14 protein-coding genes are annotated in these 21,866 nt (G+C 71.2%); 4 read left to right on the forward strand and 10 right to left on the reverse strand.

Annotation, left to right across the window (positions count from 1 at the left end; all coding sequences use genetic code 11):
• Positions 1-5 precede the first annotated feature (5 nt).
• Complete coding sequence (vioC, locus tag IF655_RS11075; RefSeq protein WP_199584007.1) at positions 6-1,034, forward strand: arginine beta-hydroxylase, Fe(II)/alpha-ketoglutarate-dependent; 1,029 nt, start codon at positions 6-8, stop codon at positions 1,032-1,034.
• Between the two features lie 10 nt (positions 1,035-1,044).
• On the opposite strand, the gene IF655_RS11080 is transcribed toward vioC, so the two are convergent.
• The 5 genes from IF655_RS11080 to IF655_RS11100 form a co-directional block, all read right to left on the reverse strand.
• Complete coding sequence (locus IF655_RS11080; RefSeq protein WP_199584008.1) at positions 1,045-2,208, reverse strand: aminotransferase; 1,164 nt, start codon at positions 2,206-2,208, stop codon at positions 1,045-1,047.
• 103 nt (positions 2,209-2,311) lie between these two features.
• Entirely contained in the window at positions 2,312-3,553 is a 1,242-nt protein-coding gene (locus IF655_RS11085; RefSeq protein WP_199584009.1) for a winged helix-turn-helix domain-containing protein, read from the reverse strand.
• A complete protein-coding gene (locus tag IF655_RS11090) occupies positions 3,550-4,257 on the reverse strand; it encodes a response regulator transcription factor (protein WP_199584010.1) in 708 nt (235 codons plus the stop codon). Before IF655_RS11090 ends, IF655_RS11085 begins: the two co-directional genes overlap by 4 nt.
• A gap of 268 nt (positions 4,258-4,525) precedes the next feature.
• Positions 4,526-5,875 carry an L-lysine 6-transaminase gene (gene lat / locus IF655_RS11095; RefSeq protein WP_199584011.1) on the reverse strand — a complete coding sequence of 450 codons (1,350 nt, stop codon included), beginning with the start codon at positions 5,873-5,875 and terminating at the stop codon, positions 4,526-4,528.
• A gap of 44 nt (positions 5,876-5,919) precedes the next feature.
• On the reverse strand, positions 5,920-7,449 hold the full coding sequence (locus IF655_RS11100) for an aldehyde dehydrogenase family protein (protein ID WP_199584012.1): 1,530 nt from the start codon (positions 7,447-7,449) through the stop codon (positions 5,920-5,922).
• Between the two features lie 192 nt (positions 7,450-7,641).
• On the opposite strand from IF655_RS11100, the gene IF655_RS11105 reads away from it, so the two are divergent.
• Positions 7,642-8,904 carry a cytochrome P450 gene (locus IF655_RS11105; RefSeq protein WP_199584013.1) on the forward strand — a complete coding sequence of 421 codons (1,263 nt, stop codon included), beginning with the start codon at positions 7,642-7,644 and terminating at the stop codon, positions 8,902-8,904.
• Positions 8,905-8,914: 10 nt separating this feature from the next.
• Here IF655_RS11105 and IF655_RS11110 read toward each other — a convergent pair whose 3' ends face one another.
• Genes IF655_RS11110 through vioD form a run of 5 tightly spaced genes read right to left on the reverse strand, consistent with a single transcriptional unit; the run spans position 8,915 to position 20,057 of the window.
• Positions 8,915-9,568, reverse strand: coding sequence for a 4'-phosphopantetheinyl transferase superfamily protein (locus IF655_RS11110; protein ID WP_199584014.1), 654 nt, complete (start codon positions 9,566-9,568; stop codon positions 8,915-8,917).
• Between the two features lie 2 nt (positions 9,569-9,570).
• Positions 9,571-10,401, reverse strand: a complete 831-nt coding sequence (locus tag IF655_RS11115) for a metallophosphoesterase (RefSeq protein WP_199584015.1) — start codon at positions 10,399-10,401, stop codon at positions 9,571-9,573.
• Positions 10,373-14,236: an amino acid adenylation domain-containing protein gene (locus IF655_RS11120; protein WP_307814904.1), complete on the reverse strand. Its 3,864-nt coding sequence runs from the start codon at positions 14,234-14,236 to the stop codon at positions 10,373-10,375. The genes IF655_RS11115 and IF655_RS11120 overlap by 29 nt, the downstream gene beginning before the upstream one ends.
• The gene (locus tag IF655_RS11125; protein ID WP_199584020.1) at positions 14,233-18,924 is read right to left on the reverse strand and encodes a non-ribosomal peptide synthetase; all 4,692 of its coding nucleotides are present in this window, start codon (positions 18,922-18,924) and stop codon (positions 14,233-14,235) included. Before IF655_RS11125 ends, IF655_RS11120 begins: the two co-directional genes overlap by 4 nt.
• Positions 18,921-20,057: a capreomycidine synthase gene (vioD, locus tag IF655_RS11130; protein ID WP_199584021.1), complete on the reverse strand. Its 1,137-nt coding sequence runs from the start codon at positions 20,055-20,057 to the stop codon at positions 18,921-18,923. The genes IF655_RS11125 and vioD overlap by 4 nt, the downstream gene beginning before the upstream one ends.
• A 214-nt stretch (positions 20,058-20,271) precedes the next feature.
• Between vioD and IF655_RS11135 the strand changes: the two genes are divergently transcribed.
• Both IF655_RS11135 and IF655_RS11140 read left to right on the forward strand, forming a co-directional pair.
• Positions 20,272-21,378, forward strand: a complete 1,107-nt coding sequence (locus IF655_RS11135) for a branched-chain amino acid aminotransferase (protein WP_199584022.1) — start codon at positions 20,272-20,274, stop codon at positions 21,376-21,378.
• A 216-nt stretch (positions 21,379-21,594) separates the two neighbouring features.
• Positions 21,595-21,813 (forward strand): MbtH family NRPS accessory protein, encoded by a 219-nt coding sequence (locus IF655_RS11140; RefSeq protein WP_199584026.1) that lies wholly within the window; start codon positions 21,595-21,597, stop codon positions 21,811-21,813.
• Positions 21,814-21,866 lie beyond the last annotated feature (53 nt).

A 21,866-nucleotide genomic window follows, 5' to 3' on the forward strand; every position in this document is an offset into this window, starting at 1 on the left:
AAGCCATGCATGACCTGGCGCTCACACCCGAGGACAACGCGGCGCTCACGCCGATGCTCGCCGGGCTGGCGGCGACGTACGACACGATCGAGAACCCCGAGCTCCTCCGCCGCGCTCCCGTGCTCGCGAAGGCGCTGCCCACCCACCTCTTGTCGTTCCTCGAGGAATTCCGCTTCGCGGAGCCGTCGGCGCTCTGCCGGATCTCCGGTCTGGACGTGGACGAGGACGAGCTGGGACCGACGCCCGAGCACTGGCGCGACAGCCACTTCGACTCGCCGGCCTTCCGCCAGGAGATCTTCTTCCTGCTGTGCGCCACCGCCCTCGGCGACGTCTTCGGATGGGCGACGCAGCAGGACGGCCGCATCATGCACGACGTCCTGCCCATCAAGGGTCACGAGAACTACGAGATCGGCTCCAACAGCCTTCAGCACCTCTCGTGGCACACGGAGGACGCCTTCCACCCCTGCCGGGGCGACTACGTGGCGCTGATGTGCCTCAAGAACCCGGACTCGGTCGAGACGGTCGTGTCGACCGTGCCGGACATGGACTGGTCGAACGTCGACGTGGACGCCCTGTTCGAGGCGGAGTTCACCGTCATGCCCGACAACTCGCACCAGCCGCAGCAGGGTCTGGCGTCCTCCGGCGACCCGCGCATCGACGCGCTGCGCGAGCGCAGCTTCCGGCTCATCCAGGAGTGGAACGACAACCCGCAGAAGCGCCCCCTGCTCTACGGGGACCGCAACGACCCGTACATGGCCCTCGATCCCTACCACATGGACCCCTCGGGCTGGACGGACCGCAGCCGCCAGGCGTTCAAGCAGTTGTGCGAGGAGATCGAGAGGGCGATGAAGGACGTCGTGCTCCTCCCCGGCGACCTGGTCTTCATCGACAACTTCCGCTCGGTGCACGGCCGCAAGTCCTTCCAGGCGCGCTACGACGGGTCGGACCGCTGGCTGAAGCGGCTCAACATCACCCGCAACCTGCGCGGTTCGCGCGCCTGGCGTCCCGCGACCGACGACCGCGTCATCTACTGATCCCGGTCCCTCACCCGCCGACTGCCGCGAGGCGGTCGGCGAAGTCGTGCAGCGCCTCCTGCGTCACGTTGCTGACGCTGACCCGCAGGGTGCGCTGGTCGGCGGGGTGGAAGGCGGTGCCCGGCAGCACCAGGACGTCCTGCTTCAGCAGGAGTTCGCGCACCACGTCCCCGGTCGGCCGGTCGGTGAACGGATGGCGCAGCCAGCCGAAGAAGCCGCCGACGGAGAGCAGTTCGAACCCGCCCGGGCGCCGCGCCATGGCCCGGGCGAACGCGTTCCGCTTCGAGACGACCTCCGCCGCCCGCTCCCGGCGCCACTGGCCCGCACCGGTGAGTCCCGCCCAGGCGGCTTCCTGGCCGATGCGCGGCGGGCAGATCGTGACGCAGTCGAGGAGCTTCATGATCTCCTCGTTCAGCGCGGGCGACGCCACGATCGCGCCGACCCGGTACCCGGGGATCGCGAGGTCCTTGGAGAAGCTGTGCAGGCTGACGACCGTCTCCTGCCAGCCGGGGTCGGCGAACAGGGGATGCGGGGGTTCGTCCGTGCCGCGGAACGAGCGGTAGGTCTCGTCGAGGATCAGGGCGATCCCGTGGCGTTCGGCGACCCGCGCGAACGCGACGATCTCCTCCGGAGGGATGGTGACCCCGGTGGGGTTGCCCGGCGTGACCAGGGCGATGGCCCGGGTGCGCGGAGTGATGAGCGCCTCGGCCGCCGCGGCGCTCGGCACGAGGTCGGGACCGGGCTCCAGGTGCACGGGGGTGAGCCCGTCCAGCCCCAGCCACATGTCGTGGTTGAAGTAGTACGGCAACGGCAGGACGATCTCGTCGCCCGGCTCGGCCAGAGCCGAGGTCACCAGGCAGAACGCCTGGTTGCACCCGGCGGTGACGACGACGTTCTCCGCCCCGACGCTGCCCCGGTAGTCGCGGGACAGCTCCTCGGCGAAAGCCGTCCGCAGCTTCGGCAGCCCCGCCAGATCGACGTAGTCGGCGCCGTGGGCGTCCCGGGCGACGGAGACGATGTGCTCCACGACCGACGGGGCGGGCGGGTGGGCGGGAGCCGCCTGCGCGAGGTCGAGCAGGGCGGCGTTCCCGTTCCCGTCGCGCTCGTCGAGCAGCGCGTAGGTCGCCCCGATGGGCGAGGGGGTTCGCAGCAGGGTCCTGGAGGTGAGGCGCACGCCGGTTCTCCTTCGAAGAGAGCTCGTCGCACCGAGCTTCCCCGGGCCCGTCCGGCGCCGCCAACCCCCTCTTCAGGGGACGTGCCGTCGAGGAAGAGGCGGGTCAGGACGACAGGAGCGCGGCCCGCCAGCCGTCCGGGAGCACCTCCCCGTACTCGATGTCGCTCACGCCGCGGAAGGCGGCGAGGTCCTCCAGTTGCCCCACGACCGCCCGGCGCAGCGCCGCCGTCGGCTCGACTCCGGGCTCCAGGTGGATGCCCTCGACCAGCAGGCTGTCCCGCTTGCGCTCCACGCGCGGGGAGATCCGGCCGACCAGCCGGTCGTCGTGGACGATCGGCAGCAGGTAGTAGCCGTACTGCCGCTTGGCCTTGGGGATGTACATCTCGTTGCGGAAGTCGAAGTCCCACAGCCGCTGGGTCAGCCGACGGTCGCTGACGAGGTTGTCGAAGGGGGAGAGCAGGGCGGTGCGCCCGTGCCAGTCGCCGGCGCGGATCGCGGTCAGCTCGTCCTCCGCGTCGGCGTGCACGTACCAGGTCTCGTTCGGCTTGCCGCCCTCGACACGGACCGGGACGACCCTGCCCTGTTCGGTGAGGTCGCGCAGCACGCCGGGCAGCCCGTCGTACTGGCCGCGCAGGAAGTACTGCCTGATGTCGAGCGGGCGGGCGACTCCGAGAGCCCGGAGGGTGTGCTCGGTGGCCGCCGTGACCTTCTGCTCGGCGGACATCGGCTGCCGGTCGGCGCCGGGCGGCAGACAGGCGTCGGGCAGACCCCACAGCCGCAGACCGCCCTCGCGGCCCTGCACCATCACCTTGCCCTGGAGCCAGAGGAAGGTGAGCATCCGCTCGACGTTGCGCCCGGCGGTCCAGCCGGAGGACGGCCAGTCCATGGCCGCGCAGTCGTCGAAGGCTTCCGTGGGCAGCGGGGTGCCCTCGGCGAGGCGGGACAGGACGTGCTTGGCCAGCACCACGTTGGCGTCCAGCCAGACCTGGGTGAAGGACCGGTTGGGCGGCGGGTAGGCGTCCATCGTCGCGCGGTGCAGCGGGTAGTCCTCGGTGAGCACGATGGCAGCCGCGTGGGCCCAGTACTCGAAGAGCCAGCGCTCCTGCCACCAGATCGTGGACAGGTGCGGCGCCGCCTCGGCGCCCAGACGGCTCCAGACCACCAGTTCATGGCTGGGCGCCACCACGTTCACGGGGTCGAGCTGGAGGTAGCGCAGGGAGCGCAGGACGGTACGCAGTCCGTCCGGCGTCGGAGCGGGCCGGGACGCGGTCAGGTGCTGTCTGGACAGGGCGAGTCGGCGCGCCTCGGTCGTGCTGAGCGTGAGAGTCGCCTTGGACGGGGTCATCGTGCTGCGGCTCCTTGCTGGGCGAGCTGTCCGAGGGAACGTCCCAGTCCCAGGAGGTGCTCGCCGCTGTGTGTCCGGCCGGTGGTGTACGGGGCGGTCTGCTGTCCGAGTAACGCGACCCGGGTGAGTTCCGCCTTGTTTCCGACACCCAGTTTGGCGCGAATGCGTTTGACGTACGTGTCGACGGTGTGCGGGCTGATTCCGAGGCGGGTCGCTATCTGTCCGTGGGTGAGCCCGCGGGATATCTGACGGAGTACTTGATTTTCCCGGTCGGAGAGGTTGCCGTCCGGGAAAGCCATTCCCTCCTGGGCGGCTGGGCCGGTGCTTTCGAGTGCGGTCCGGGTGGCTCCGCACAGGCACGGGGCGGGTTTGGAACCGGCGGCGAGAGCCTGAATGGCTCGTATGATGCAGGCGACCGAACCGTTCTTGTTGACGATGCCGGAGGCACCCGCCTGGAGGTAGGGGGCGGGGTCTGCCTCGGACGCGTGGTTGACGACGAGGACTGGTGCCTGGGCGGCGAGTTCGGTGATCTGTTGCAAGGAGGCAATGCACAGAGCTTCGGCGTCGAGGAGGACGACATCGGTCCGTCTGGGCGGGTTCGCCTGGGACGACCGTGCGGTCACGTCGATTCCGGAACCGTCAAGAACCTGGACGAGTCCGGCCAAGAAGATGGGAGACGCCGTAATTGCTTCGGTCCTGATCATAAATCCCCGTACTTTGAGCTATAAATGCTTGACAGTACTGTGGCATTCAGATATGGAGCGACGGCGGTAAGTGATCGTGTCGCTGCAGCCGCCGCTTGATCCGGCCGGGCCTGCGCATCCCCCCAATCGAGTAAACCGCTTCCCCAGGGCCGTACATCCCGATTCGAAAACGAATGTTATCAGTCGGGTCTCGCTTGACCTGTAGCTGTTTCGGGGGACATGTGGGTATGACAGCTACCAGTTTCAGCCATTTTCTTTGGGCGGGTCCTCAGGCGCCGTCGGCGCAGCGCTTGAGCGCCCGGGCGAACGCGTCGAGGGCGAGGGACAGCTCCTCCTGACCGACCGACAGCGCGGGCCGCAGCCGCACGGTGCGTTCACCGCCGGGGAGCACGAGGACTCCCTCCTCCCGCAGGACGTCGACGAACGTGTCGCGGATCTGGGTCGACGGCAGGTCGAAGGCGCACATCAGCCCGCGTCCCCGGGCGTTGGAGAGCAGACCGGGGAACCGGTCGGCCAGGGAGCGGAACCCCTCCAGCAGATGGGCGCCCGACGACACGGCTCGCTCGATCAGCCGGTCGCGCTCGATGACCTCCAGCAGACGGCGCGAGCGGACCATGTCGGTGAGCCCGCCCGCCCACGTCGAGCCGACCCGGGCGCTGACGCGGAAGACGTGGTCCGGCACCAGGTCCACCCGTCGCCCGGCCATGACCCCGCCGACCTGAGCCTTCTTGCCGAAGGCCACCAGGTCCGGCTCGATCCCCAACTGCTGGTACGCCCACGGCGTTCCGGTCAGTCCCACCCCGGTCTGCACCTCGTCGAGCACGAACAGCGCGTCGTGCTCGTGGCACAGCCGCTGCATCGCCTGGAGGAACTCGGGACGCAGATGCTGGTCGCCGCCCTCGCTCAGGATGGGCTCGGCGATGAAGCACGCGATGTCGTGCGGATGCGCCGCGAACGCCGCCTCGGCCTGGGCGAGCGCCGCCCGCTCGGCGTCCTCGACCAGCCGGGTGTTGCGCTCGTCCAGCGGGAAACGGATCGCGGGCGTGTCGATGCGCGGCCAGTCGAAGACCGGGAAGCGTTCGGTCTTGACCGGTTCGGTGTTGGTCAGGGACAGGGTGTATCCGCTGCGGCCGTGGAAGGCGTACTTCAGATGCAGTACCTGAGTGCCGAGCGACGCGGACCGGCCGGCCGCCTCGTTGCGTCGGCTCTTCCAGTCGAAGGCGCACTTCAGCGCGTTCTCCACGGCCAGCGCCCCGCCTTCGACGAAGAAGAGGTGCGGCAGCTCGGGGTCGCCCAGCACCCGGGCGAACGTGGCGACGAACTCCGCCAGCTCCGGGGTGTAGGCGTCCGCGTTCGACGGCTTGTTGGCGGCGACCTTCGCCAGGAGCCTGCCGAACTCCGCGTCCTCCACGACGTCCGGCGGATTGAAGCCCAGCGGGCTGGACGCGTAGAAGGTGAAGAGATCGAGGTACGAACGACCGGTGAGCGCGTCGACCAGCCAACTGCCGTGGCTGCGCGCCAGGTCGAGGACGAACGGGTATCCGTCCACGAGCATGTGGGCCGCGAGGCTCCGGTGGACCTGGGCAGGGGGGATCGAGCCGGTGGTGGGGAGAGACATCTGCGTTCCTCGCGTCGGGGGGCGGGTGCGGGCGGCCTGACCGGTCAGGAGAAGCTGATGTTCTGGGCGAGGGCGACCTCACCCGAGTAGTTGACGACACTGGTCGAGCGGCGCATGTACGCGTGCCACGCGTCCGAGCCGCACGCCCGCCCGCCCCCGGTCTCCTTCTCGCCACCGAAGGCGCCGCCGATCTCCGCCCCCGACGTGCCCAGGTTCACGTTCACCAGTCCGGTGTCCGCGCCGACGGCGGACAGGAAGATCTCGGCCTCCTGCTGGTCCCGGGTGAAGATGCTCGCGGACAGACCCTGCGGGACGTCGTTCTGCAGGGCGATGGCCTCCTCCAGCGTGTCGTACGTCAGCACATAGAGCAGCGGCGCGAACGTCTCCTCCCGCACCACGGGGGAGTGCGCGTCGATCCGTACGACCGCGGGCCGTACGTACGCGGCGGCGGACTCGGGGGTCGTCTCGACCCGGTCGCCGCCGACCAGCAGCTTTCCGCCGTCGTCCGTGACCCGGGCGATCGCCTTGCGCATCGTCTCGAGCGGAGCCGGGGAGATCAGCGGGCCGACGAGCGTGTCCTTGTCGAACGGGTCGCCGACGGCAAGCCGCTCGAAGGCGGCGGTCAGCCGCGGCAGCAGCTCGTCCACGACGTCCCGGTGCACGATGAGCCGCCGCAGCGAGGTGCAGCGCTGCCCCGCGGTGCCCGCCGCGGCGAAGAGGACCGCGGGCAGGGCGAGTTCGAGATCGGCGCTGGGGGCGATGATCGCCGCGTTGTTGCCGCCCAGCTCCAGCAGGGAGCGCCCGAAGCGCGCGGCGACCCGGGGTCCGACCGCCCGGCCCATCGGCACCGAGCCGGTGGCGCTGACCAGCGCCACCCGCGGGTCGTCCACAAGCGCCTCGCCGGTCTCCCGCCCGCCGAGCACCAGATGGTGGATGCCGGCCGGGGCACCCGACTCCTCGGCGGCCCGCGCCAGCAGCCGGTCGCAGGCCAGCGCGATCAGTGACGCCTGCTCGGACGGCTTCCACACGACGGTGTCCCCGCAGACCAGCGCGACCGCGGTGTTCCAGGACCACACGGCTGCCGGGAAGTTGAACGCGGAGATGACACCGACGACCCCCAGCGGGTGCCAGGACTCGACCATCCGGTGCCCGGCGCGCTCGGACGCGATGACCCGCCCGTACAACTGACGGGAGAGACCCACCGCGTAGTCCGCGATGTCGATCATCTCCTGGACCTCGCCGTACGCCTCGGCGCCGATCTTGCCGACCTCCAGGGTGATCAGCTCGGCCAGGTCGTCGTGGTGCTCGCGCACCAGATCGCCGAAGCGGCGCACGACGTCACCGCGGCGCGGAGCGGGCGTGGAACGCCAGGCGAGGAACGTCTCGTGGGCGGCGGCCACCGCCGCTTCCGTCTCCGCCGCGCCGCTGCCCTTCAGCCCGAACAGGTCCTCCCCGGTGATCGGCGTGCGGGCGTACAGGTCGTCGCCCTCCGGCACCACGACACCGATGCGGTCCAGGCACGCACGGGCACGCGCGCGCAGGTCGTCCGTGGGGGGCAGGGCAACGGTGCTCATGCATGGCTCCTGAGGAGGTGAGGCGGGCCGCAGTCGGCGGAGTTCCTGACGTTCGGCAGCCCCTAGCACACGTCGGGACGGACGGTCCCGGCAGCCCCCGGTTCGCGTGACAGGACAGCTCGCCGTTCGCGTCGTAAGTTCCTGACGCACGGCGCAGGGGTCCCTGTTCGCACCGGCGATGGAGTCGTATAGATGCACACCGACAGCTCGGCCAGGCAGGACAGCGTGATCGATGCGGTGGATCGGCCTGTCTATGACCCGTTCTCCTGGGAACTGCACGAGGACCCCTACCCGGTCTATGCCTGGATGCGGGAGAACGAGCCGGTCTACCGCAACGAGGAACGTGACTTCTGGGCGCTGTCCCGGCACGAGGACGTGCTCGCGGCGCTGCGCAGTCCCAAGCTGTTCTCCAACCGCAACGGCATCTCCCTGGAGACCGAGCTGTGGGGTCCCGAGGCGTACAAGACCAGCTTCTTCCTCGCCATGGATCCGCCGGAGCACGGCAGGCTGCGCACCCTGGTGTCCAGCGGCTTCACCGCCCGGCACGTCACGGGGCAGGAGGCCCGCATCCGCAGGATGGCGCGCGACCGGCTGCTGCCGCTGCTCGAGCAGGGCGAGTTCGACTTCGCGAGCGACTACGCGGCGGCGCTGCCCAACGACATCGTGTGCGACATGGTCGGCATCCCCGCCGCCGACTGGGACCTCATCCGCGCCGACACCGACATGCTGAACATGCGCGGCGACGGCGAGGAGGACCGCCCGGCGGGCTCCGTCCAGGCCGCCCTGCGCCTCGCCGCGTACTTCGTCGCGCACGTCACCGAGTTGCGGCGCAAGCCCGGCCACGACCTCACCTCGCACCTGCTGGACGTGCGGGTCAAGGACCGGGCGCTGAGCGACTCGGAGATCGTCGCCTTCCTCTTCCTGCTGATCACCGCGGGGAACGAGTCGACGGGCAAGGTCATCGGCAACGCCTGGTACCACGGCTGGCTCCACCCCGACGTGCGGCGGGCCGGGCTGGACCACCGCCCCGAGGACTGGACGATGGAGACCCTGCGCTACGACTCGGCCAGCCAGATGGTCGCCCGGACCGTCACCGAGGACACGGTGCTGCACGACGTCCTGCTGCCGGAAGGCAGCCGCGTCGCCATCCTGCCCGCCTCCGGCAACCGCGACCGCCGGGTCTTCTCCGACCCCGACCGCTACGACCTGGACCGGGACACCAGCCAGCTCATCAGCTTCGGACACGGTCCGCACTACTGCCTGGGCGCCGCCCTCGCCAAGCTGGAGATCAAGATCGCCCTGGAGGAGATCGGGGCGCGTATCGCCGACTACGACATCGACATGACGTACGCCCGGCGCGTGCACTCTCCGCACCAGCGCGGCTATGCCGTGCTGCCCACCTCGGTGACCCTGCGCGACAAGCCGCGCCCCCTGCCGGACGTGCCCGACCTCTAGGCGCCTGTCGCTAATCCCCGTCCGTGACGGCGGTCAGCAGGATGCCGTCACGGACCGTGAAGCGACCGCGCAGGGTGGACCACCGGACACCGTCCACGACCGGTCCGGGGACCAGCAGCCGGGCGCTGAAGCCGAAGGCGTCGGCGTCGATGGTCAGCTCCGCGTCCAGGAAGTCCAGCCACGTGCCGGTGAGCGGGAACCACGCCTTGTAGACGGACTCCTTGGCGCTGAACAGCAGCCGGTCCCAGGCGATGTGGCGATCCGCGGAGAGCGCGGACAGCATGGTGTGCTCGCTCGGCAGTCCGATCGTGCGGAGCACCCCTTCGGGCAGTGGCTCGTTCGGTTCGGCGTCCACCCCGAGCGCGGGCACGTCCCCGCGCAGCGCCACGGCGGCGCCGCGGTAACCGGCGCAGTGCGTGATGCTGCCGATCACTCCGGCGGGCCAGACCGGCGCGCCGCGCTCGCCCTTGGGGATCGGCACCACTTTCACCCCGAGAACCTGCAGCGCCTGCCGGGCACAGTGCCGTCCCGTGATGAACTCGGCCCGGCGGTGGGGCAGCGCCGAGGCGACGTGCACCATCTCCTGCGGGTGGTACGGGACACCGGGCGGGTCCCCCCTGAACTCTCGCACCGCGACCTTCGGCGGCAGGATGTCCGCGAGCACGGTCAGCCCTCCTGGACGGGGAGCACCTGGCGGACCCCCGGGTAGTCGCCGCGGGCGGTCCACTCACGCGGATAACCGACCGAGACCTCCATGAACGGCACGCCGTCGTACCAGGTGGTCCGGCGAATGTGCAGGTGGCCGTAGACGACGGCCGCGACGTTGAAGCGGGTGTGCCAGTGCGCGGTCCGGTCCGTACCGCACCACAGGGCGAACTGCGGATGGCGCAGGACCAGGGTCGGGTCCCGGACCAGCGGGAAGTGGTTGACGAGCACCAGCCGGCGGTCCGGGTCCAGCGCGGCCAGGCGGCGCTCGGTCAGTTCGACGCGGGCGTGGCACCAGGCGGCGCGGTCGGGGTAGGGGTCCGGGTGCAGCAGCGCCTCGTCGGTGCAGACCACACCGGACTCCCACGCCTCGTCCAGCGCCTGTTCCCTGCTGACGCCCGCGGGACGGAAGCTGTAGTCGTACAGCAGGAACAGCGGCACGACGGTCACCGGGCCGCCGGGACCCTCCCAGACGGGGAAGGGGTCCTCCGGCGTGTCGACGCCCAGCTCCCGCGCCGTCTCCACCAGTTGCTTGTAGCGGACGTCCCCGCGCTGGGCGTCGGTCTCGCCCCGGGTGGTCCACAGCTCGTGGTTGCCGGGGGTCCAGATCACCCGCGCGAAGCGGTCGCGCAGCACACCGAGCGCCCACGCCAGATCGTCGATGCGCTCGGCGACGTCGCCCGCCACGATCAGCCAGTCGTCGGGCGAGGTGGGCCGCACGCGCCGGAGCAGGTCACGGTTCCTGCCGTGCGAGACGTGCAGATCACTGATCGCGAGGAGCCTGCCGCTCATCGTTCCCTTTCCCCAACGCCGCCGCGATGACCGTGGCGAGGATCTCCGGCTGCTGCTGCAGGAAGTAGTGGCCGCCTTGCGGAACGGTCGCCAGGTCGACGGAGGAGCCGAAGCGCTCCCACACCCGGTGCCTGCGCTCGTAGCGGGGCGTCTCCGGATCGTCCGTGCCGATGACCACGGTGATCGGCGCCGCCAGCGGCTCGGTGCGGCGGCGCCGCGGCCAGTGCTCGCCGAAGTACGCCTGCGCGGCTCCCGCGTCGTGCCGGAACGCCCGCATGACGAAGGCGAGTTCGTCCTCCTGGACCACTCCGCCGAACCCGCCGAGCGACTGCAGATAGCGCAGTTCCGCCTGGTCGGCTTCGGGTCCCTCGCGGCGGCGCCGCGCGAACCGGCTCCCGTAGTACGGGTACGACGCGCCGAGGAAGAGCCGTTCGACGTCGCGTCCTGCCGTCTCCAGGCGGCGCACCACCTCGACGGCGAGCGCCACCCCGACGCAGTGCCCGTAGACGGAGACCGGTCCCGCCACGTTCTTCAGGACCTCGTCCGCGACGCTCTCCGCCACCTCCTCCAGCGGGCGTAGCTCCGGGTCGCCACCGAGTTCATGACCGGGCAGCGCCACGGCCAGCAGGTCGATCGCGGGGTCGAGACTGCCCGCGAGGGGCTGGTAGCCGATGGCGCTGCCGCCGCCGAACGGCACGCACACCAGGGTGTGCGCGGTCGTCCGGTCCCGGGGGCGCGGGGTCACCCGGAGCAGCGGTCCGGGTTCGTCGGTCGCTTCGAGCGCCGCCGCGAGTTCGCGCACGCTCGGACAGGCGGCGAGCAGTCCCACGCTGGCGCCCTCGATGCGGCGCACCGCGCGGACGGCGGTGAAGGAGTCGCCGCCCAGGTCGAAGAAGCTCGCGGTGACGTTCACGGCGGGCAGCCCCAGCAGGTCCCGGAAGACCTCGGCGATGCTCTCCTCCCGCGCTGACGCGGGCGCCTCGACGGCGTCCGCCGCCACGGCGGGCGCGGGATCGGGCAGCGCGCCGCGGTCCAGCTTTCCGTTGTGGGTGAGCGGCATCGCGGGCAGGACGGTGACCGTGGCCGGAACCATGTAGCGGGGCAGCGCCGCCCGTAGGGCGTCGTGCAGGACGGCAGGGTCGGGGCTGTCGCCGGTGACGTACGCGGCGAGGCGCGTTCCGTCCCGGACGGTCACCACCGCTTCGCGGACCGACGGCTGGTCGAGCAGCACCTGCTCCGCCTCGCCCAGCTCGATCCGGTAGCCGTGGATCTTCACCTGGTGGTCCATCCGCCCGAGGAACTCCAGCGTCCCGTCCCGGAGCCGTCGGACCTTGTCGCCGGTGCGGTACAGCCGTCCGCCGGGTCCCGCCAGGTCGTGCGCGACGAACCGCTCGGCGGTCAGTGCCGGACGGTTCACATAGCCGCGTGCCAACTGCACGCCGCTGAGGAAGAGTTCGCCGGGTACGCCGGGCTGGGCGGGGGACAGGCGCTCGTCCAGGACGTGCGTCCCGGTGTTCGCGACGGCGTCGCCGATCGGGACGACGCCGACGGGCGCGGGGCGGGCGCAGTCCCACCAGGTGACGTCGACGGCCGCCTCGGTCGGTCCGTACAGATTGTGCAGCTCCACGTGCGGGAGAACGCCGCGGAAGCGTTCCACCAGGGGGTGGGGGAGCGCCTCGCCGCTGCACATCACCCGGCGCAGGGCGGGCGCGTCGACGGGCTCGTCGAGGAAGAGCTGGAGCATCGACGGCACGAAGTGCGCGACGGTGACGCGCTGTTCGGTCAGGACGCGGGCCAGATAGGTGCTGTCCTGGTGCCCGCCGGGCCGGGCGAGCACCAGGGTGGCGCCGTTCATGAGCGGCCAGAACAGCTCCCACACCGACACGTCGAAGCTCAGCGGAGTCTTCTGCAGCACCCGGTCGTCGGCGCCGAGCGGGAAGGTCTCCTGCATCCACAGCAGCCGGTTGACGATCGCGCGGTGGGTGACGACCACGCCCTTGGGACGCCCGGTGGAGCCGGAGGTGAACAGCACATAGGCGGCGTCGTCGGGACGGCCCGGACCGGTCGCGCGCGGCACCTCGGAACGGTCCGCCGAGGTCAGGACCCGTTCCGCCCCGGCGCGTACGGCCGTCTCCACGCAGTCCGGCGCGGCGAAGGCCACCGTCATGCCCGCCTCGGACGCCATGAAGGCGAGGCGCGCGGGCGGCAGCGAGGGCTCCAGGGGCAGATAGGCGGCGCCCGTGAGCAGGGTGCCGAGCACGCCCGTGACCATGTCCGGGCCGCGTTCGGCGCAGACCCCGACGAACCGGCCGGGACCCGCCCCGGCGGCGGCGAGCGCGTCGGCCGCCCGGCGGGAGCGTTCGAGCAACTGCGCGTAGGTGAGCGTGCCGTCCTCACCGTGGACGGCGACCGCGTCGGGGGTGGCCGCCGCCTGCCGCTCGATCAGCGCGGCGAGGGTCTCCTCCGCGTCCGGGTACCGCACGCCGAGCGCCGGACCGCTCTCCTCGGCTCCGGCGGCGGCCGTCAGCACGCCGTCGACCGTCTCGGCGCCGGTGAGGGCGTCCAGGACGCGGTAGAGGTACTCCATCATGTCGTCGACCGCGCCCGGCTCGAACCGTTCGCGGTGGAAGACGAGCCGGACCACCGAGGCGGGCGCCGGTGTCACGATCAGGGTCAGCGCCTCGCTGGTCTTCTCGAAGTCGTTGACCGAGCGGACCGAGAACTGTTCGGCCAGCTTCCCGTCGCCGATGGCGAGCGGGTAGTTGTCGAGGACGACGACGCTCTCGAACAGCGGCTCGTTCCCGGGCAGGTTCGCCCAGGACCGGATCCGCGCCAGGGGCGCGTACTCGTACCGCCTGGCCGTGGAGTGCACCGTCTGGATCTCCCGCAGCCAGTCGCGGAGCGGACCGTCGTCGGGCACGGTGATCCGGATCGGCAGGGTGTTGATGAACGAGCCGACCATCTCGTCGACGCCCCGCAGTTCGGCGGGGCGACCCGAGCTGGTGCAGCCGTAGGTGACCTCCGCGTCCCCGCTGAAGCGCCGCAGGACCAGCGCCCAGGCAGCCTGCAGCAGCGTGCTGAGGGTGACCTGGTTGCGGGCGGCGACCGCGCGCAGCCGCTCGTCGAGGTCGGCGGGCAGCTCCCGGCGGACCTCCTCGACGGCGCCGGGACCGCGTCGCGGGTCGAGCCGCAGCAGCGGGCCGAGGCGACCGCTGTCGGCGGAACCCGAGAGGGCGCCGGTCCACCACTCCTGGGCCGCCCGCATGTCCTGGGACTGCAGCCAGGCGATGTAGTCCCGGTACGGGGCGGGCGCGGGCGGTGCCGGAGCGCCCGCGAGCAGGCACTGGTACCGCCGGATGAAGTCGCCGAGGACGATCGGCACCGACCAGCCGTCGAGCAGCAGCATGTGGTGGGTCCAGACGAACCCGTGGCGCCCCTCGCCGAGCCGGATCAGACGCAGCCGCTGCAGCGGCGGACGCTCCGGGTCGAAGCCCGTGGCCCGGTCCTCGGCGAGGAGCCGCTCGAACCTGTCCCGCTGCTCGTCGGCGTCCGCGTCCGACCAGTCGTGCCGCGTCAGCGCGCCGGGCGGGGTGCGGTGCACCACCTGGAGCGGCTTGTCGAGACCCTCCCAGTGGAAGGAGGTCCGCAGCGCGGGATGCGCGGTCACGACCTGCCGCCAGGCCAGCTCCAGGAGGTCGGCGTCGAGCGCGCCCGTGATCTCGAAGCTGCGCTGCGCGACATAGGTGTCCGCGTCGCCGCCGTACAGGGTGTGCAGCAGCATGCCCTGCTGGAGCGGCGACAGTTCGTAGACGTCCGCGACGTCGGCCTGGCTCACGGGGTCTCCTGGCCGGTCTGCAGACGGCTGAGCAGCCCGTCGAGCTGGGAGCGGTCCACGCGGGCGAGCGGGAAGTCCGAGGGGACGTGCGTGACGTCCCCCTCGGCCGTCAGCGCCCGCAGCTCCGTCAGGAACCGCTCCGCGAGCCGGTCCACGGTCTCCTGGTGGTGCAGCCTGGCGCTGTACTCCCAGGTGACGGTCAGCCTGCCGCCGGTGACCGAGGCGCGGACCGCGAGCGGGTACGGGCGCCGGGCGAGCGGACTCGTCGCGGGTCCGGCGGGTCCGAGCGCGGTGAAACCGTCCGTGGCCGGTGACGGCTCGTGGAGCTGCCCGGAGTACTCGAAGAGCACCTGCGCCGGGGAGTCCGGCACCGGGTCGTTGCCCTGGTTCAGCAACTGCCAGCCGAGCCCGCCCTCGGGGACGGCGCGCAGGACTTCCTTGACCGACTTCAACGTGGTCTCGGGCGTGCCGTCGGGTTCGCTGACGAGACCGACCGGGTGGACGGTGTCCAGCCAGCCGACGGTGCGTGCCAGGTCGAGGTCCCCGAAGATCCGCTCGCGGGTGTGCCGCCGCAGGTCGATCAGGGTGCGCGGCGAGCCCGTCCAGTCGCCGAGGGTGCGGCTCAGGGCGGTCAGCAGCAGCTCGTCGATCCGGCAGTTGTGCGCCGCCGGGACGGCGTGCAGCAGCTCGGTCGTCTCCTCGGCATCCAGGCGCGCGACGACCTCGCGGGCGTCGGCGGCGGTGTCGGCGCCCGGCGGCTCCGCCGTGTCGAGGGGCACCGTGCCGGACGCGCTCTCGACCAGCTCCGTCCAGTACGGCCGCTGCGACCGCACCGGCTGGGTACCGGCGTACGACGCCAGGCGGCGCGCCCAGGACTGCCAGGACGTCGTCTTGGCCGGCAGCGCGACGCTCTGGCCCGCGCCCAGCGCGAGCAGCGCGGTCCGCAGGTCCTCGACGAGGATGCGCACGGAGGTGGGGTCGGCGACCAGGTGGTGGGCGATCAGCGCCAGTTGGTCGGGGCGTCCCTCGCCGAGTTGGAAGAACTCGAACCGGACCAGCGGTCCCACGGAGGGCTTGAGACCCGCCGCCGCCTCGGCGGTCAGCTCCGTGATCCGGCGCTCCTGCTCCTCGCGGTCCAGTCCGGACAGGTCGTGCGCCGTGAACGGCGTGCGCGAGTCGGGCAGGGCGATCCGCACGCGCGTCTGGACGCCGTTGAGCTGGAAGCGCTGCCGCAGCCCGTCGTGGTGGACGAGGAGCTGGACGACCGCCTCGCGCAGCAGGTCCTGCGGATAGGACTCCCGCAGTTCGAGCAGCGTGGAGACGTTCCAGTGGTGCGGGTCGGTGATGTCCGCGCCGCAGAACCAGCGCTGCCGCGCGGTGAGCGGCGACGGTCCGCTGACCACGCCCTGCTCGGCGTCGATCACCGGAGCCGCCGTCGTCACCGCGGCGAGCATGGCGACCGTGGGGTGCTCGAAGAGGTCCAGCGGGGAGATCCGGATGCCGATGTCCTGCGCCTGTGCGACGACCTGGATGGCGAGGATCGAGTCGCCCCCCAGCTCGAAGAAGTTGTCGTGCACGCTGATGCTCTCGGTGCCGATGACACCGGCGACGATCTCGGCGAGCTGCTGCTCGACCGGGTTCTCGGGAGCGACGAAGTCCGCCGCCTCGGCGGGGCGTTCGTCGGTGGGGGCGGGCAGCGCCGCGTGGTCGACCTTGCCGTTCGGGGTCAGCGGCAGGGCGCGCAGCTCGACGAACGTCGCGGGAACCATGTACGGCGGCAGTTCCTTCTCCAGGAACGCGCGCAGGACACCCGCCGCGGGCGCGGGCGAGGTGCGCGGCACGACGTACGCCACGAGCCGCTTGTCCCCGGGCTCGGGCTCGTGCACGACGACCACCGACTCGGTGATCTCGGGGTGCAGGCTGAGGTTCGCCTCGATCTCCGCGGGCTCCACCCGGAAACCGCGGATCTTGACCTGGGTGTCGGCGCGGGAGACGAACTCCAGGTTGCCGTCGGGTCGTTGGCGCACCAGGTCGCCGGTGCGGTACAGACGCGCGCCCGGGTGCGCCGGGTCCGGGTCGGCGACGAACCGCGCGGCGGTCAGACCGGGGCGCCCGTAGTAGCCGCGGGCCAGGCTGATGCCGCCGATGTACAGGTCACCGATGCTGCCGACGGGGACGGGGCGCAGCCGGTGGTCCAGGATGCGCAGATCCGCCGAGGGCAGCGGGGTGCCGATCGGCAGGTTGGGCCAGTCGCGGCTCTGGTCGACCGGGTCGATACGGAAGAAGGTCGAGCTGACCGTCGTCTCCGTCAGTCCGTACACGTGCATCAGCGGCACGCCGAGCGGCTCCCACATCGTGATGCGGTCGGGCAGCACCCGCTCGCCACCGATGATCACCAGGCGGAGCCACTCCGGGAGTTCGCGGTTCTCGCGCCGCAGCGACCGGGTCCACTCGTGCCAGTACGCGGTGGGCAGTTCCATCACCGTGACGTGCTCGCGCTCGGCCAGCTCCGCGAGGTCGGCGCCGCCGCCGAGCAGCCGCTCCGCCGGGATGACCACCGCGCCGCCGGCCAGCCAGACCGGGAACAGCTCCTCCACGAGGACGTCGAAGCTGGGCGAGGCGAACTGCAGGAACCGGTCCCCGGTGCCCAGCCCGAAACGGTCCACGACGTCACGCGCGAAGACCGCCAGGGAGCGGTGCTCGATCTGGGCGCCCTTGGGGCGACCGGTCGAACCCGAGGTGTACACCATGTACGCCGTCGAGGCGGGGTCGGGCAGCGTGGGCAGATCGTGTGCCGGGCGGTCCAGGGGCGCGTCCACGAGGACGACCTCGCCCGCCCACGCCTCGCCCGCGACCGTCGGCGCGCCGTTCTCCTTCTCGACGATCAGCACCCGCACATCGGCGTCGGCGAGCATGAACGCCAGGCGCTCCGCCGGATAGGACGGGTCGAGCGGGACGTAGTAGCCGCCCGCCTTGAGCACCGCAAGGATCGCCACGGCCATGCGGGGCGAGCGGTCGAGCAGGATGCCGACGGGCACCTCCCTGCCCACCCCGCGTGCGCGCAGCTCGTGCGCGAGCCGGTTGGCGGCGCGGTTCAGCTCCGCGTAGCTCAGGGCGGTTCCCCCGTGGACCACCGCCGTGGTGTGCGGGGCGAGGGCAGCGCGCCGCTGGAAGAGCTCGACGAAGCCCGGACCGTGGTCCGCCGCCGCGACGGGGACCGGCGCTGCCGCCGCCGCGACCGGGCTGACGATGAACTCGACGTCACCGACCTTTGTGTCGGGCGCCGTCACCAGTTGCCGGAGCACGTTGACGAACTGCGCGGCCAGCAGCTCCACCGTCTCGGTGTCGAACAGCTCGGTGGAGTACTGCCATTGCAGGGACACGGTGTCGCCGCGCGGCATCGCGAACAGGGTCAGGTCGATGGAGACCGGTCCGATGTCCATCGGCTCCGGCGCGATGGTGAGGTCCGGCAGTTCGAGGGCGCTGGCCGGGGCGGTCAGGACGTTGATCATCACCTGGATCAGGGGGGTCTGCGACGCCTCCCGGCCGATGCCCAGTTGTTCGAGGAGCCGCTCGAAGGGCAGGTCCTGGTGGTCGTAGCCCGCGGTGGTGGTGTCCCGGGCGGCGTGCACCAGATCGCGCAGTGTCTGGTCCTGGGCGAGCCGCATCCGCAGCGGCAGCAGGTTGGCGAAGCAGCCGATCAGCTCCTCGGTCTCCACCCGGTTGCGCCCGGAGATGGCCGAGCCGATCACCAGGTCGTCCTGGTTCGCGTACCGGTGGAGCAGGACGGAGAAGGTGGCGAGCAGCACCATGAACAGCGAGGCGTTCTCCCGCTCGCTGAACACCTTGAGTTCGCCGCTCAGTTCGGGCGTGAGGTCGATGTGGTACTGCGCGCCCTCGAAGGTCGGCCGGGCGGGGTAGGGCCGGTCGACGGGCAGCGAGAGGCGGGTCGGCACCCCCTCCAGCGCCTGCTTCCAGTAGGCGAGTTCGGCGCCGATCCGCTCGTCGGTGAACTCCCGCGCCTGCGCGGCGGCGAAGTCACCGAACTGGATCTCCAGCGGCGGGAGCGTGCCCGTGCCGCCCCCGCGGTAGGAGCCGTACAGCGCCACGAACTCCCGTACGAGGATGGCCATCGACCAGGCGTCGGACGCCGCGTGGTCGGTCGTGAACAGCGCCACATGGGTGTCCGGGGCGAGCCGCAGCAACTGGATGCGCAGGCGCTGGGGGTCCTCCGGGGCGAAGGGGCGCACCAGCTCGGCGTCCGCGCGCCGCCGCACCTCGGCGGGCTGCTCCTCGGCGGGCAGGTCGGACAGGTCGATCAGCGGGGTCGGCACCGGGGTGACCGGCTGGACCACCTGCACGGGGGTGCGGCCGTTCATCTCGACCGTGGACCGCAGCGCCTCGTGCCGGTCGACGATCTCCGTCAGCACCCGGCTGAGCAGGGAGAGATCGAGGTCGCCGACGAGCCGCAGCGCGCCGCCGATGTTGTTGGAACCGCGGATCCGGCCGGTGGTCCACTCGCGGAGCTGGGCGAAGGACAGCGGGGTCGGCGCCTCGCGGTCGCGCGGCGTGATCCGGTCGACCGCGGCGGTCCCGCGCGCCGCCGCCATGTCCGCGAGCCGCCGCTCCAGCAGTTCCCGCTTGTCCGGGGAGAGGGCGGCGATACGGGATTGCAGGTCGTCAGTCATCGGGCAGCCACCGTTCGGGAGTCTTCGCGCAGCACCTGTTCGAGGGAGGAGAGTCCTGCTGTCAGCTCGGCGGTGGTGCCGCCGAAGCCGAGCCGGGCGTAGGAGCGGAAGTCCTCGCCGAAGCACATGCCCGGCACGAGCAGCACACGGTGCTCCTCCGCGAGCCGTCGGCACGAGCGCTCCACGTCGGGGAGGCGGGGGAACTCGACGAAGGTCGTCACACTGCCGTCCGGCGGGGTGAGCCGGACCAGTTCCGGCAGTCCCGCCGCCCAGTCCCGCACCAGCTTGAGGTTGGCGTTCGCGTGCTCGCGCTGGAACGCCACGATCCGGTCCGCGTTGCGGATCGCCTTCTCCGCGAAGAACTCCAGGACGGGCGAGACGTACAGCGCGATGTAGTCACGCAGCACCGCCATCTCCTCGTGCAGTTCCCGCGGCGCCAGACACCAGCCCACCCGCATTCCGGCCAGCCCGTAGCTCTTGGAGAGGGTGCCGAAGGAGATGACCTTGTCGTAGCGGTCGTGCGGCAGCCGCAGGGGGTCCCCGGTGTACGTCATCTCGCCGAACGCGTTGTCCCAGACCAGCCAGGCGCCCGACGCCGCCGCGATGGCGATCAGCTCGTCCTGCTCCTCGGCGGTGATCGACACCCCGGTCGGGTTGTGCGGGAAGTTCACCACGATCATCCGCGGTCCCGACGCGGCGAGTTCACGCAAGCGCTCCATATCGGGGCGGAAACCCCGGTCGGCGCGCAGCGGCCAGCGCGTGATCCGGCACCCCAGCGACCCGGCGATGTCGTACAACTGCTGGTAGGCGGGGTCGACGACGATCACCTCGTCGCCCGCCTCCAGCAAGGTGTGCATGACGATGTAGATCGCCTCGCTGGACCCGTGCGTGACCATCACCGGGTCGACGTCGCCGCCGGTCCAGCGGTCCGCGAGCGCCGCCCGCAGCCCGGGCCCGCCGTACGCCTCGCTGTCGTGCAGCACCAGCGAATCCAGCTCGGACAGCTCGAAGTCGCAGAGCGTGCGCAGCTCCGCCATGGACAGGTCGCGCACCCCGCTGCTGCCGATGTCGTGATCGACCTTGTGGTAGTAGTCGCGCATCCAGGCTTCCAGCTTCGCAACGGCGATGCCCATACGTAATTCCACTCTGTTCGCGGCCACTTCGAACGGGAACTGCGGAGCCGAAAGTCGACAGATTCCCCAGTCTCGGCCAGCCTCGTTCACCGGCTCCGCGCCCGCATGTCGTCCTTTCATGTGACACCGCCGCGCCGAGTCGCTGCGGGTAGTTTCTGGACCACATCAGGGCCTTCACACCGCCGAGTTCAACGAGGAAGCAGGTGGTCGACCGGTGGACTTCGAGATACACACCAGTGACCGACCGACGCCGGCCCGGGAGCGCGAGTCGGTCCTCGGCTCACCCGGCTTCGGCAGGGTCTTCACCGACCACATGGTGACCCTGCGCTTCGACGAGGAGCGCGGCTGGTACGACGGGCGGCTCGAAGCGTACGCCCCCCTCAGTCTCGACCCCTCCGCCTCCGTGTTCCACTACGGCCAGGAGTGCTTCGAGGGCATGAAGGCGTACCGGCAGGACGGCGGCGGCATCGCGCTGTTCCGCCCGTCGGTCAACGCGCGCCGGTTCAACCGCTCCGCGGAACGCCTCGCCATGCCCGCCCTCCCCGAGGAGACCTTCCTGCGGGCGCTGGAGCTGCTGGTCACCCAGGACGCCGCCTGGGTCCCCTCCGGCGAGGGCGAGAGCCTCTACCTGCGCCCCCTGATGATCGCCACCCAGCACGAGCTGGGTTTCACGCTTCCCTCGCGCAGCTATCTGTTCGTGGTGTTCGCCTCGCCCGCCACCGCCTACTTCGGCGCCGGTGAACGGCTCCGGCCGCTGACGGTGTGGCTGTCGGAGGAGTACACCCGCGCCGCGCCCGGCGGCACCGGCGCCGCCAAGGTCGGCGGCAACTACGCCGCCGCCTTCGCCGCCCAGCGCCAGGGCGTGGCGGAGGGCTGCGACCAGGTGGTGTGGCTGGACGCGGCGGAGCACACCTGGGTCGAGGAGATGGGCGGCATGAACATCTTCTTCGTCCTGCGCGAGGAGGACGGGAGCAGACCGCGGATCGTCACACCCCCGCTGACCGACACGCTGCTGCCCGGCGTGACCCGCGACTCCCTGCTCCGCCTCGCCCCCGAACTCGGCTTCGACACCGAGGAACGCCCCATGTCGGTGCCGCGGTGGGAAGAGCTGTGCGCGTCCGGGAGGATGACCGAGGCATTCGCCTGCGGGACGGCTGCCGTCATCGCCCCGATCGGCCGGGTCAAGGGAGCGGGCGGCAAGGGCTGGACCATCGGGGACGGCGAGCCGGGACCCGTCACCCGACGGCTGCGCGAGGAGCTGCTCGGCATCCAGTACGGGCGGCTGCCCGACCCGCACGCCTGGGTGCACAAGGTGGGCTGAACCCGCGCCCCGCGCCCGGATGTCGTCCTTTCATGTGACACCACGCGGGAGTTCCACGCGGATAGCGTCGGTTCGACGTCCCACGACAAAGCGGCGACCCGTTCGCACAGTTCGTCGATATCTCCCGGAAGCGCCGGCGCTCCCTTCGAAAAACACGGTGCGGCATTCCCGTCCGGTCCGCATTCATTCCCGCTGCCCATTCAAGGAGCCCATGCAATGAATCCCTTCGACGATTCCAACGGGACCTTCGCCGTCCTCGTCAATGCCGAGGAACAGCACTCGCTCTGGCCGCTCAAGCTGGACGTCCCGGCGGGCTGGAAGTCCGTCCACGAGGGCACCCGGCAGTCCTGCCTGGACTACATCGACGAGCACTGGACCGACCTCCGCCCGCTCAGCGCGCGCCAGGACCCCGCGGCGGTCTCCGCCTCCCGTTGAGCCCGCCCGGCATCGGTGACGCAGAGCCGAGCAGAGAAGAACAAGGTAGGGAA

The organism is Streptomyces sp. DSM 110735 (assembly GCF_016482685.1).
Lineage (GTDB): Bacteria > Actinomycetota > Actinomycetes > Streptomycetales > Streptomycetaceae > Streptomyces.

Coding starts and splice junctions, on each gene's coding strand:
- vioC (WP_199584007.1), top strand. CDS start 6: ATGCATGACCTGGCGCTCACACCCGAGGACAACGCGGCGCTCACGCCG.
- IF655_RS11085 (WP_199584009.1), bottom strand. CDS start 3,553: ATGACCCCGTCCAAGGCGACTCTCACGCTCAGCACGACCGAGGCGCGC.
- IF655_RS11090 (WP_199584010.1), bottom strand. CDS start 4,257: ATGATCAGGACCGAAGCAATTACGGCGTCTCCCATCTTCTTGGCCGGA.
- lat (WP_199584011.1), bottom strand. CDS start 5,875: ATGTCTCTCCCCACCACCGGCTCGATCCCCCCTGCCCAGGTCCACCGG.
- IF655_RS11100 (WP_199584012.1), bottom strand. CDS start 7,449: ATGAGCACCGTTGCCCTGCCCCCCACGGACGACCTGCGCGCGCGTGCC.
- IF655_RS11105 (WP_199584013.1), top strand. CDS start 7,642: ATGCACACCGACAGCTCGGCCAGGCAGGACAGCGTGATCGATGCGGTG.
- IF655_RS11115 (WP_199584015.1), bottom strand. CDS start 10,401: ATGAGCGGCAGGCTCCTCGCGATCAGTGATCTGCACGTCTCGCACGGC.
- IF655_RS11125 (WP_199584020.1), bottom strand. CDS start 18,924: ATGACTGACGACCTGCAATCCCGTATCGCCGCCCTCTCCCCGGACAAG.
- vioD (WP_199584021.1), bottom strand. CDS start 20,057: ATGGGCATCGCCGTTGCGAAGCTGGAAGCCTGGATGCGCGACTACTAC.
- IF655_RS11140 (WP_199584026.1), top strand. CDS start 21,595: ATGAATCCCTTCGACGATTCCAACGGGACCTTCGCCGTCCTCGTCAAT.